Source organism: Nocardiopsis sp. ATB16-24 (genome assembly GCF_030271535.1).
Classification (GTDB): Bacteria; Actinomycetota; Actinomycetes; order Streptosporangiales; family Streptosporangiaceae; genus Nocardiopsis.
This window is the reverse complement of record NZ_JASCXJ010000014.1, coordinates 136,417-148,790: the sequence shown is the minus strand read 5'-3', so window position 1 is coordinate 148,790 and position 12,374 is coordinate 136,417. Positions and strand designations below refer to the sequence as shown.

Below are 12,374 nucleotides of genomic sequence, written 5' to 3'. Positions count from 1 at the left end.
TATGGCGGTGGCCTCGATGCGGTCTCCGGCTCGGGTGCCGGTGCCGTGGGCTTGGACCCACCCCACCTGGTCCGGGCTTATGTCGGCGTCGGCCAGGGCTTGGCGGATCACCGCCGCCTGGCGTTCGATCCGGGGCGCGAGCAGATGGGCGGAGGTGCCGCCGTGGCCGATGGCGGTCCCGGCCACCTGCGCCCACACCCGGTGCCCGCCTTCGTGGGCGGTGTCGGCGCGGGTCAGCACGAGCACGACCGTGCCTTCGGAGCGCACGTATCCGTTGGCGTGGGTGTCGAAGGGCCGGCACCGGCCGTCCCGGGAGAGCACACCGGCTTCCACGAACGATGCGGTGATGATCGGGGAGGTGAGGATGTTGGTTCCGGCGACGATCGCGCTGTCCACCACCCCGGCCCGCAGGTCGCGTACCGCGTAGTGCAACCCGGTCAGCGACGAGGAGCAGGCGGTGTCGAAGGTCAGCGACGGCCCGGCCAGATCCAGCGTGTAGGAGAGGCGGTTGGCCAGGATGGCCATGCCCGCACCGGACCCGGTATGCACTCCGGCCCGGTAGCCGGTACCGAAATTCACCGAGGCCTGGTCGGTGGAGGCCGCGCCGACATATACCCCTGTGGTTGATCCGGCCAGGCCGGCGGGGCGGAGTGAGGCGTCGGCCAGCGCTTCGTAGACGCTCTCCAGCAGGAGTTTTTGCTGTGGGTCCATCTCCGCGGCCTCGTCGACCGTGACGCCGAAGAACTCCCGGTCGAAGTCGTCCACGTTCACAACGCTCGCGTGGAAGGGTTCTGTGGGCACCTGGTCAGGGTGCAACTGTTCGACCATGCGTTTCCATCGATCATCGGGGATGCGGGTGACGCAGTCCCATCCCTGGGTCAGGGCCTCCCACAGCAGGCGGGGTGTGGTGATGCCGCCGGGCAGGCGGCAGCCCATCCCGATGATCGCGACCGGGTTCCGGCCGGTGGGGGGTGTGGTGGTCATCGGATCGGCCCCCTTGCCACCCACACTCCGGCCGCGCCCATGACGGTCAATTCCACGTCGGTGAAGTGCAGGTCCAACATCGCTCGCAGATCCACCAACCGGTCCTGGGTGTTGTGGAAGATGTTGCGTCCAGGGCGGTTGTAGGCGGCCTGCAAGCGGCGGGCGAGCCAGTTGTTGTGGGTGTGGACGTCTTCGGCGCCGAGCAGGGTGGAGCCGATGAACACCCCCGTCTCCGGCAGGACCCGGGCCGCTTCGGAGAACGCGGTGTGCTTGTGGCGAAGCGAGGCGCCCGGGGCGCAGTGCAGGACGTGGAACATCGCCACCGATCCCACCGAGTCGTCTGCCAGCGGCCATGGGCTGGTGAGCACGTCGTGTTCGTGGGTGATGACCTGGGCGCGTTCACCCAGCAGGCGTGCGCACCTTGCCAGTGGTGCGGGGTTCAGATCCAGCAGGTGGATCTGTCGCAGGCTCGGTGGGAACGGCTCACCGCCGGGCCCTGTGGGGTTGGGGGCTTGAGTCAGGAAGTGTCCGTCCGCGGGACCCACTTCCAGGTGGGTGGGGGCCAGGTGGTGGGCGTACAGGTCAGCGATCCGGGTGTTGTCGACCTTCCACGCAAGCCGGTGGGACAGGCCCACCACCAGGTGGCGGTACCGCTTGAGGTTACGGGGGCTGTAGAGCCGGGGATTCGGTGTCGAAACTCCGGTAGAGAGATGTTCAGGCATGACGAACCGGGCCCTTCTGATGGGCGGTGCTGGGGGGAGGATCAAGTCCGAGGGTTCTGAAGTAGGCGCACGAGCTGCTCAGGGTCGGCGAACCCGGCGACGTAGGCATCGGCGGCGCTCTGGTCGGTACACGCCTGCTGGAACAGGGCCTGTTCTGCTTCGGTGAGCCGGCCAGTCCAGAACGCATCGACATATTTTTCGAACACGTCGATGTGACGACCGCTGTGCTCCATGTACGCGAGGAAGGTGGCGCGCAGGAAATCGGCGTCGAAGGCGTGGCCGATGCCGTCTTCGGACAGGATCCGGTCGGCGTAGACCTGCGCGGAGCGTACGGAGGCTTCGCCTTCCTGCCCGCACTGCGGAGGTACGGTCAGCACGGTGTCGCCGACTCCCAGCAGTGCGCCGCCGTGGTCGAAGACATGTACGGGCTGACGCACGACGGGGCGTATCCGCTTGATGAGCACCGCGGAGGAGTCCAGCAACTCGGACTGACGCAATGGTTCCCACAGCGGGATATGGGCTTGGTGCAGCTGAGTGATCATGCGGCGCAGTACGGCCTCGGGCTGAGTGATGCGCACGTCCGAGGCGGAACAGTCCAGAGCAGACCCTGAACGGGCGATGAGAGTGACCGCGTGGACGGCTCCCTGCATGCTCAGGGTGGGTACTACGTACACCTCTCCTGAGGAACATGAGTAGACCTGCACCTCGTCCTCAGGGGCTCGTAGGCCGGTCACGTAGGCCTGGGTGATCACACGTTCGCGGGTGGTCGTGCGGCTGTGGTCGGTTTCCAGGATCTGTCCGAGCTCACCGTCCCCCACTGCGAGCAACACCAGGTCGTACATCCTGTGGGGCCTGGTGAAGTACTCCAGGTCACTGACGGTCAGCCCGTGGACGGCTACCTTGCCGCCGCGGTCCTCGAAGTACTCCAGCAGGTCAGCGCGTTTCACACGAGGGTCCACCGCCATACCGATACCGGCCAGGGCTCCTGTGAAACCCAGACTCTGTCCGGGTTCGGGAATGACGTTCAAGGAGACTCGGTCGAACGCGGGTGCTGCCCCCTCCCACCGAGACAGGTTGTGGGAGGCCTCCACGGCCAGGCCATGGGGCAAAGTGAGCTGGGTGAGCTGGGCTCGGCCCCGCCGCAGGTCTTCAGAGCTGCGGCTGGTGATCACGGTGACATCGACGCCGTGGGACAACAGGGCGTGTGCGAGAACCAGCCCGGACTGGCCTGCCCCGACGATCAGACACCTCATGAGGCCGCCTCCCCCGTATATCGGGCCAGCACACCCCGGACCACGTCGCCGATCGCGAAGCGCGCAGCCGATAGATGGCGTGTGCGACGTCGTCCAGGCCGCGCACAACCCCTGTTGAAGGGTGGGGAAGGCAGAGGACCAAGGCGTGATCGGCGACCAGCAGGCGCGGGCAGGGATCCTCAGGAGGTCGTCGCGGTGGCACCGCAGTACGCCTGCGGTTGAGGGAGGCGTTCACAGCTCACCTCCGTCGGGAGCGGAATCCGACCAGTTGCTGCCAGAGTTCTGAGTCGGCTTCCCTGCATGGGATCGAGTCATGACATGCAGTCTGGGGAGGAGACATCCCTGCGAGCCATCCGCGCGCGCATATTCGGGATATGCACTGCATCCACAGCGCGCGGGGTGCACGTCTTCTGCTCGAAAGACGTACTTTGGGCTGGGTGTCAGCCGGCTTCTGAAACGGCGGGGGCCAGGTCTTTCAGGGTTGCGAGGATCTTCGCTGTGTCGGTGAGGTCGGCCAAGACCGCGTCAGCGCCGGCAGCTCGCAGTTCCTCGGCGGTGGTAGTGCCCGAGGCCACTCCGATCACACGGGCACCACCCTCGACTCCGGTGGTCACGTCTTCCAATGAGTCACCGATGATCACCGTGTTGGTGCGGTCGAACTCGACGCCGTGACCGTGACGTGCTCGACGCTGGGCGACGGCGACCAGGGAGGGCCGGTGGGGATCGTCGCTGGAGTATCCGCCGATGGCGGTGCTCACGTAGGGGGTCAGTCCGAAAGCGTCCAGCTTGATCTGTGCGCTGCGCTGCAGGTTGCCGGTCACCACGGTCGGCACCGTCCAGTCCACGGCTTGTACGGCTGTCAACGCCGACATGGCCCCGGGGAGAAGATAGCCGTGGGTGAGCATGTGCTCCTGGCGTTCGGTCAGTCTTCGGGGAAGTTCACGCAATGCCTGTTCCACCAGTGCGTCGAGCTGCTCGGACGGAGCACCGTTGAGGGTCAACAGCTCGCGCACGGCCAGTGGAACCGTACGGCCGGTCCCCTTGGCGGGCAGGTGCTCTGCGGGGCACCCCAGTAGGTCGGCAACGAGCTCGCGGTAGATGAGCCGATCCGTCTCCCCGGCATACAGCAGGGTCCGGTCGATGTCCCACAACACCAGGACCAAATCGCGTCGCACTCAAGCTCCTTCTCTGACCAGGGGGCGGGCACGTTCGAGCAGTTCTCGGACCGGAGCATGGCCCTGGTGTGGTCGTAGGCGGGTGAGCAGGGAGCGCATCTGCCCCGTGGTGCGTTCGGACCTGAGGGTTTCCACCAGGTCAAGGGCCTGGTGTGCCCGATCGCACGCTTGTTCCACCTCAGTCATCCCGATCAAGGCGCGGGCTGCGCGAATCTGGGTACTGGCCTGGTTGCGCACACACTCGGGGCTGTAACCAGCCAGAGCCTGTTCCGCGTGTTCCAGGGCCTGATCGTGGTACCCCAACTCCAGGAGGGTGCTGCCGGCTTGGCCGTGCAACTCCCCTTCGTCGACCCAGTAAAGCCACACGGGATCGTCCTCGCACGGTCCCATCGTGTAGGCGTCGAAGGCGTGCTCCAGCGCCATGCGGGCCCGGCGTTCCTCCCCCGCCACAGCATGGCCCCGAGCCTGGCGTGTCCATAGCACGCACTCCACGAACGGGCTGGCCATGCCCTGCACACGATGCAGGGCGGTGCCGGCCATCAGCGCCGCCTCACGTCCCTGCCCCTGGCTGTAGGTGTGCACGGCCAGATAGGAGATGATGCCGGCCCCCAGAACCGGATCTCCCGCCGCGTGCGCCGTGCGCAGAGCAGCGAGCAGCAACGCCTGGGCACGAGCTTCTCCGGCATCCACCGCCATCCATCCCAACAACCCGGCCAGATCAGCCGTCACACCTAGCAGACGGCTGCGGTCGGTTCCCGGGTTGTCCTCGCGCAACAGCCGGTGCAGGAACTCCAGCTGGGGTTGAGCCATCGCCCGCAGTGCGGGGCTCGCCCCGCCTTGGGCGTCAGCGATGCGTACAGCGTCCACGGACTGGGCCAGGCGATCGGTGAGCACGTCGCTGACCGGTCCGCCCTCGCGTGCGCGACGTGCTTGCGTGGGATCGGCCAGTGCCCACTGCAATACCTGCGCGGCCAGAGTCGATCCGGCCAGGGCCATGATGGTGCGTCGGCTCGGTGCGTATCCCAAAGCTGTGTGCAACGCGTCCATCGCGGCGTCGGCCTCCCATCCGCAGTCGTCCACCGTCAACGGTGCCACAGGCGTCGAGGGCTGAGGAGGGACGGGCACAGAGGAGGGCTCCGCAGCGGCGACCAGTTCGGGGTCGGGATCGATCAGACCAAGACCCGCCAAGGCACGTCGGAGCTTGTACCGATCGCGTACTCGGTGGATCCGACCTGACTCCAGGCGCGAGATCGTGGGCTGGGGTAGTCCTGTGATGCTGGCGAGCTCACCTTGATGCAATCGGGTGCGTGAGCGCAGCAGGCGGATGATGGTTCTCAGGTCTTGCCGGTCCACGGCTTGGCGTACCTGAGGATCGGTGCCCAGCCACGCAGGCAGGCATCGACACAGCACCCCCACCAGGTTCCCGCAGTTGCCGCACCTCACCGCTTTTCCTTTCGTCCTACCGGCGGGCCTGGGACAGTGCCTGCCGGTACTCCTTGGTCCAGTCAGCGTTCTGTTGGTCTGGGGGAAGGCCGTCCAATCCGGTGCGTAGCCGGTCGGCGGCCACGTCCTTCTCCCCCAACCCCAGGTGTGCCAGCCCCAGACTCAGGTGCTGGAAGGTCGGGGTGAGCCAGTACGCGGTGCGCGGCGGGGCCATGCCCTCTGCGGTCTCCGCCAGAGCGGAGGCCTCCTCCAGCAGTCGCCGGGCCTGGTCACGCTCTCCCAGTAGGGCGTGCCCGTGCGCGGCCTGGATCGCATCTCCCACCCGTTGGGCGGGATGAGCGCCCGCGGTGGTGTAAGCGGCCCTGAAGTGGCGCACCAGGCCGGGCACATCACCGCGGCGACGGTGGATGTAAGCCCGGAAGTTGCGGGCCTGGGCCAGGAGTGTGGGCGCGTTGAGCTCCTGCGCGGCGGCCTCGGCCTGGTCCAGGAGCGGCAGCGCGGTCTTGAAGCGGCCGGTGGAGGCGTGCAGCCAGCCGTCGAACTGCACCCATTCGGCGGCCACCAGGCACAGGGCATGGGCATGGGGGCCGCGTGCCTGGTCGGCCAGCATGGTGGCGGTGCGGGCCTGGGCACGGGTGAGCTCCACCAGGGCTTGGGCTCCCACCACGTCGTCAAGTCTGCGGTGGGCGGCCAGTATCTGGGCGAAGGCGTTGACGGAGGAGGCGTCCACCCGGCCGGCCTGGTTCACCAGCCAGTGCACCCGGTTCAAGGCTTCCTCGTCCAGGGACGTCAGGGCCAGGTTCTCGATGGCCGTTTGAGCGCCCAGGCCGTGGAGGGCCTGCTGGCACTTGTCGACTCTGCGTAGGGAGGCACCGTCGCAGATCCGGCTGACCGTACTCTGAGCGAGTCCGGTCATGCGCACGATGGCTTCTCTGTTCAACGAGGGCGTGTGCGACAAAAGTAGGCGAATGACTTTGGCGGCGTCCTTGGTCCGCACTGCGGCCTGGACTTCTCTTCGTTGCCAGAACTCGTGTGGAATGCACCGGCAATGGTCTCCGGTGCGGGTGCGAGGCCGTACACAGTTGCCGCATATGTGCGTCACTTCTCACCGCCATTTCTGCGATCCTCAGCGTAGACCACGGTGGTGGGAGGCTTTGGACACACGACCACGCTGCAGGTGCCGGCCCACGTGTGCGCCGGTCGGAACGTGACCGCCGAGATCACTCGTGTGCTGGGCAGGGACCGGGTCGGTAGTCGGCGCTCATCTTTGGGGTGTGGTGAAGTTGGCGGCTCGGAGTGCGTAGATCTCTTTGGAGGGGTATCGGCGGTGTCCGCCAGGTGTGCGGAAGCTGGAGATCTTGCCCTCCTTCGCCCAGCGGGTCACGGTCCTGGTGTCCACTCGGAACAGAGCGGCCACTTCCGAGGGTGTCAGCGGGCTCTCCGTACTGGTCATCGAAGGTTCTTGAGGCAAGGTCGGTGTTCCTTTCCGGCGGGGGCCAGGTGGTGGCTGGCGAGAACAGTGCGCCCGTCTTCCAAACCGAGTGATGGCTCGGGGCGGGAAGTGGGAGGGATCCGAAGGAGGCCGTCAGCGGATGCGCCGGACCGGCTGTGCGGAGGGTGTCTTGGCGTGGTCGATGTCGAACCAGGCACTGGTGTGCCCGCGCTGGTACACGGTGCCCCAGCGCGAAGCTTCGGTCGCTACCAGGTGCATCCCCAGTCCGCCCTCGCGGTCCAGGTCGATCGGTCGCAGGAAGGGGCCGCTGGGCTGTCCGTCGCGGGGGCCGGCGTCCACGACCCGTACCTGGACACGGTCGGGCAGGGAGTGCACCAGCACCGTGACGAGGCCTCCCAGATCGCCACTGCGGCTGTGCCGGACCGCGTTGGTAAACAGCTCCGCGCCCAGCAGCTCCACCAGGTCGACGGTCTCCGTCGGTAGGAGGTCTACCGAGGCCCGCAGGTAGGCCCGCACCAGCGGCGCCAGAGACGCAAGGCCGGGGACGGTCACCGCATGCCCGGAAGGGTACTCATCGGGGTCCACGGTCACCACGGCCAACCCAGAAAGCGCATTCGTGGACACATCGCCCATTGCGCCTTCAAGACCACGAACGGGATGGACTTTCATATCCGACACCTCGCTGATCATGCTCACACCGAGAGCAGGAGCCTTCTTCCCTCCGCACCGTGAGGCCGCTCGATCTACACCTTGTCTGCACCATTGACCGTTGACCAGCGCTTTCACCAGCTAGAAGTATTTAGGCGAATCCAGGGAAAAGTGGAGTAGCCCTGGTACAGGATGGAGAAGAACGGAGTACCCGCGTTCGAGGGGAGAGCATGGATCGAGAGGGAAAGCCCGAGTGGGCGGCGTTCGGCTCCGCGGTACGCAGACTCAGGAAGAAACGTGGGCGTACCGGTGTCTGGGTCGCCAACGCCGTCGGCCTGTCCCCGACGATGTACTCGTCCATCGAACGGGGAAAGCGCTTCTGTCTGGAAGGCCACGCCGCCAGAATCGATGAGGCACTACAGACCGGGGACCAGGTGATGCGGCTCTGGGTCCAGATGACCAGTGACCAGCTCCCCGACTGGTTCTACAAGGTGCCCGAGCTGGAGCAAGCGGCCTCGGAGATCCGCGAGTACCAACCGCTGGTGATACCGGGGCTGATCCAGACGAAGGCATACGCCAAGGCCCTCTTCAAACAGGAGCGCCCGTGGGAGAGACCTCAGGCCATGGCGCGGATGCTCGAGGCCCGTACCTTGCGGTGGGAGCTGTTGGACAGCGGCACCTGCCCGCTACTGTGGTTCGTGCTCAGCGATCGTGTCCTTCGCAGTCCGGTGGGTTCCGCATCGTGCATGCGGGAGCAACTGGATCATCTGGTCTCGCTGCTGGAGCAGGACAAGATCCACCTGCAGGTGCTTCCCTCCACGGCCCCTACTCCTGGTAAGGATGGCCCGTTCAGGATCTACGGGTTCCCCGACAAGCCCACCCTGGCGTCCGCGGAGTACATGACCGGCGAGATCATCATCGACACCCGGGAGAAACTGCGTCAGTGCGAAGTGGTGTTCGGTGCCCTGCAGGCTGCGGCGCTTCCTCCTGAGCAGTCGCTCGACCAGATCAAGAAGGCAAGGGACGTATTCACATGACGAGCGAGCAGGCCCCCTGGCACAAGAGCAGCTACAGCGGGTCGAGTGGATCCTGTGTGGAGGTGTCCGAGGGCACGCAGGTTCTCGTCCGGGACACCCAGAACCGGAACCTCGGGCACCTTGCGTTTCCCGCTGAAGCCTGGACCTTCCTCATGACCGTGGTCCGGCTCAGCTGAGAAGCATCAGCTCCCACAACCTCATTGGGGCAAGAGAAAGAACGTCCCCTCTCACATTACCGCGACGTCCACACCGCTTACGCATCAAATCAACCCCGGGGCATGACCATCCCCTCTAATAAAAAGTGAGGGTGAAGGAAACGGCTCGGTGGGGTACTGACTTCCTAATAAAACGACGCGCCTGACGGTGCTGTCCTTGCCGGGACCCGTTAGCTCCCCTCGAGCTGTTCCCCACATGGTCCGGGCAGTCGAACCCGAAAGGGAGATGACTTCATAAGACCGCCCCCGCACGAGACAAACGCCTCGCACCGCCCCACGGCCCGGCTCTACCGTCGGCGAATCGGCGGTTCTCGCACCCGCCTCCGCCTAACAGAATCGCTAGGCAGACAGCGGCACCAAAGGCCACCGCTTCTACAAGTGGGCACTAATCGAAGCTAAATTCTGCCCCGACGGATACTGGCGGGCACTGATGCACCGTCATCGCACCAACAGCGAGCTGTCCTTCTGCCGGCGCTACACATTCTAGGATATGCCTCTTTCACGCCTAGCAACGGTGGTCGGGCGTAGATGGGCGGCCGAAGAAGGATTTAAGCAAGGCAGGGGCCGCCGAACTGGACGAACACCAGATGCAGACGTGGTTCTCCTGGCACCGGTGGAGCATGTTTTCATGCTATACATGCATTCCTGACGATCATAGCTTCCGGGCTTCTCCTGAATTCTGCGACCAGTACATCTAGCGTTGAAAATAATGGCCAGGACTACGTCACGCGTCTGGGAACTATCCCTTACTCCACTGTGAAGAGGGGCGTATTACGGCCACCGGCACACGAGTATAGTGCAGCACGGTCTGACTGACTGAGCCCAACAGCAGTCCAGTGAAACCTCCTCGCCCTCGGGAACCCACAACCATGAGAGCGGCCTTGTTTCCTTTATTCAGCAACGCATGAGCAGCTTGGTCCTGGACCACCTCAACCTTGACAGGAACGTTTTTAGTATATTCACCACGCGCTTCTTCTACCAAGTTGCGGATGTACTTGTCAGCACGCGCAATCAGAAAATCACGTGCGCCTGCGCGGGAGGCGGGATCCAGTACCGGAACGTCGATGGGCAGCGGCACCTCCCAGGCATGTGCTGCCACGAGCTCGGAGCCAGTACGGGCCGCCTCGTCCAAGGCGAAGCGCAGTGCGGCGCCTGCCCCAGATGAGCCGTCCAGACCCACTACCACACATTTACGGGACCCTTTCGCCCGTGACTCCTCCCCGCCCGTCTTCCCTTCGGGATCTGGTACCACCACCACTGGGCAAGAGGCATGCGCGCTGACGCGAACACTCACCGAGCCCAGAAAAGCCGAGGCGGCACTGCCTAGACCACGCGTTCCCACAACGATCATTTTGGCTGTTCGCGAAGCTGCGAGCAGAGCATGGGCTGGATCCGACGCGGAGATCTCGGTGTGCAGCTCCAGGCCTGGACTGGTGTGGGTGACATGGTCGCCAGCTTCTCTGAGTAACTGCATAGCCCAGTCAGCGAACTCCTGAGGCGGGGGCACCCGCCCAATGAACCCCCGCAGCACGCCTACCATAGGCATATCCAGCGCGTGCAAGATCTCCAACTTTCCGCCTCGGTTGGCAGAGGCCCGCGCGGCCCAGTCCAAAGCCGCCCAGCTTGAGGGAGAACCGTCCACCCCCACTACGATTCCCGTAGGATCCCTCCGCATCCGAGCGCCCCCACTGCCATAAGCGCTGTTAGTGACCTCCATGGTGAACTACCTCTCCTCCAGTGCCCCGCATGGATGCCGGAACCGGTGGACCCAACCTTTGGAGCCTTGCTCGACTCATACATAGCGCATCACAGGATCGACCCACCGCAGGAATTATTTTCCATAACGGCAAATACCCCTGCGCCATGGAAGCTCTTTTTAGTGCCCTAAACGTACGATTTGAGAGCTCGGCGAGCAGCACTCCATCATTTCAAACGAAATATCCACTCACCCTTGAAGACCTTGCCTCAGGAATTAAATTCCACTCCTTAACAGAACACATTACCAGGGAAACAAAAACTCGGATTTTAACTTCCCGCGCCCCCAAAAAGGAAAGTATTACACTTCTCTCCTTGCGGAAATTACTTCACTGACGCTTCAGGACAACTTTGAGTGCCCCAGTATCAGAAGATCCCTCGAAAACATCATAGGCATCGACGAACTCTTCCAAGGAGAAACGGTGCGTGACGAACCTCGCGGAGTCGATACGTCCAGTGGAAACGAGCCGCATCAGCGTCGGCGTGGAATAGGTGTCGACGAGCCCTGTGGTGATGGTGACATCTTTACTCCAGAGCTCTTCCAAATGCAGGGGTGCGGGCGCACCGTGCACACCTACGTTCGCCACATGCCCGCCCGGTCGAACCAGACGACTGCAGAGTTCGAAGGTCTGTGGTACACCGACAGCCTCGATGACTGTGTCTGCACCGAGTCCTCCGGTCATGTCCTTGATCCGGGCGATGGGATCCTCCACCGCATTGTTCACTGTAATGTCGGCCCCAAATTGTCTCGCGGATTCGAGGCGAGCTGGGGCCGTCTCTATCGCCACCACGTGACTGGGTGAGAACAGCCGTGCGGTCAGTATCGCGGCCAACCCAATCGGGCCTGCTCCGACAACAACGACCGTGTCCCCTGGACCCACTGCACCATTCAATACCCCTACCTCGTACCCGGTGGGCAGGATGTCAGCGAGCATGAGCGCTTCCTCATCGCCGATCCCCACAGGCACCGGTTGTGTGGAGCTGTCCGCGAACGGCACTCGGACGTACTCCGCCTGCGTGCCGTCAATGAGATGTCCGAGGATCCACCCGCCTCCGCCAAAGCACTGCCCGTATCTGGCCTCACGGCAGAAACGACAGCGACCGCAAGCCATGATACACGAGACCAGTACCCGATCTCCAGGACTCAGATTCCTTACTCCGGCACCGACATCAGTGACCGTTCCCACCGCTTCGTGGCCGAGTATCCGGCCAGGCATCACCTCGGGAACGTCTCCCCTCAAAATGTGCAGATCGGTGCCGCAGATGGTCGTTGCATCAACACGGACGACCGCGTCAGTGTCGTCCTGGACGACGGGGGAAGGAACCTCACCCCATCTTCGGTCACCCGGACCTTCGTATATGAGGGCTCGCATCGCGCACTCCTCCTCCCAGGCCGAGGCGCATTCACTCCCGTAGAGCGCCCATACCCAGGAAGACCCAGGTCGAACTGACCGATCTCATCCGTTTCACAAAACCCCGCTCATGTTTCTCCGACCTCATTCTGCGGCTTCTCATCGAGTCTGAACCACCGATGTGCGAGTGCTTGGGGATGCCGACTCAGGTGCTGTGACACCGTTTCCGTGTCACAGGTTGCCAACTCACACGCGATCCCTTGAGGGAGCAACGGTGTTCCTGGCTCTACAGGCGCACCATCTGAGCGCCTGCCCCTGCAAAGGCCATCCCCTCCAC

General features: G+C 64.2%; 12 protein-coding genes. 2 read left to right on the top strand and 10 right to left on the bottom strand.

Going from position 1 to position 12,374, the window contains the following annotated elements; translation table 11 throughout:
• The 8 genes from PFX91_RS16300 to PFX91_RS16265 all read right to left on the bottom strand — a co-directional run.
• On the bottom strand, window positions 1–984 hold a 984-nt coding region (locus tag PFX91_RS16300), incomplete at its 3' end, for a beta-ketoacyl [acyl carrier protein] synthase domain-containing protein (RefSeq protein ID WP_285732776.1).
• On the bottom strand, window positions 981–1,706 hold the full coding sequence (locus tag PFX91_RS16295) for a class I SAM-dependent methyltransferase (RefSeq protein ID WP_285732774.1): 726 nt from the start codon (window positions 1,704–1,706) through the stop codon (window positions 981–983). The genes PFX91_RS16300 and PFX91_RS16295, both read right to left, overlap by 4 nt.
• Before the next feature lie 41 nt (window positions 1,707–1,747).
• Complete coding sequence (locus tag PFX91_RS16290; protein WP_285732773.1) at window positions 1,748–2,959, bottom strand: styrene monooxygenase/indole monooxygenase family protein; 1,212 nt, start codon at window positions 2,957–2,959, stop codon at window positions 1,748–1,750.
• A gap of 440 nt (window positions 2,960–3,399) precedes the next feature.
• Window positions 3,400–4,134, bottom strand: a complete 735-nt coding sequence (locus tag PFX91_RS16285) for an HAD family hydrolase (protein WP_285732771.1) — start codon at window positions 4,132–4,134, stop codon at window positions 3,400–3,402.
• Window positions 4,135–5,577, bottom strand: a complete 1,443-nt coding sequence (locus PFX91_RS16280) for an NsdA family TPR-like regulatory protein (protein ID WP_285732769.1) — start codon at window positions 5,575–5,577, stop codon at window positions 4,135–4,137.
• Between the two features lie 16 nt (window positions 5,578–5,593).
• Window positions 5,594–6,493, bottom strand: coding sequence for an NsdA family TPR-like regulatory protein (locus tag PFX91_RS16275; protein ID WP_285732767.1), 900 nt, complete (start codon window positions 6,491–6,493; stop codon window positions 5,594–5,596).
• A 345-nt stretch (window positions 6,494–6,838) separates the two neighbouring features.
• Window positions 6,839–7,030, bottom strand: coding sequence for a BldC family transcriptional regulator (locus PFX91_RS16270; RefSeq protein WP_285732765.1), 192 nt, complete (start codon window positions 7,028–7,030; stop codon window positions 6,839–6,841).
• 132 nt (window positions 7,031–7,162) lie between these two features.
• The gene (locus PFX91_RS16265) at window positions 7,163–7,654 is read right to left on the bottom strand and encodes an ATP-binding protein (protein WP_285732763.1); all 492 of its coding nucleotides are present in this window, start codon (window positions 7,652–7,654) and stop codon (window positions 7,163–7,165) included.
• A 254-nt stretch (window positions 7,655–7,908) separates the two neighbouring features.
• On the opposite strand from PFX91_RS16265, the gene PFX91_RS16260 reads away from it, so the two are divergent.
• Window positions 7,909–8,715: a helix-turn-helix domain-containing protein gene (locus PFX91_RS16260; RefSeq protein WP_285732761.1), complete on the top strand. Its 807-nt coding sequence runs from the start codon at window positions 7,909–7,911 to the stop codon at window positions 8,713–8,715.
• The gene (locus PFX91_RS16255) at window positions 8,712–8,891 is read left to right on the top strand and encodes a DUF397 domain-containing protein (RefSeq protein ID WP_285732759.1); all 180 of its coding nucleotides are present in this window, start codon (window positions 8,712–8,714) and stop codon (window positions 8,889–8,891) included. Before PFX91_RS16260 ends, PFX91_RS16255 begins: the two co-directional genes overlap by 4 nt.
• A 778-nt stretch (window positions 8,892–9,669) precedes the next feature.
• Here the strand turns inward: PFX91_RS16255 and PFX91_RS23270 are convergent.
• Both PFX91_RS23270 and PFX91_RS16240 read right to left on the bottom strand, forming a co-directional pair.
• On the bottom strand, window positions 9,670–10,605 hold the full coding sequence (locus PFX91_RS23270) for a universal stress protein (RefSeq protein WP_502888325.1): 936 nt from the start codon (window positions 10,603–10,605) through the stop codon (window positions 9,670–9,672).
• 409 nt (window positions 10,606–11,014) lie between these two features.
• On the bottom strand, window positions 11,015–12,058 hold the full coding sequence (locus tag PFX91_RS16240) for a zinc-dependent alcohol dehydrogenase family protein (RefSeq protein WP_285732757.1): 1,044 nt from the start codon (window positions 12,056–12,058) through the stop codon (window positions 11,015–11,017).
• Window positions 12,059–12,374: the final 316 nt, after the last annotated feature.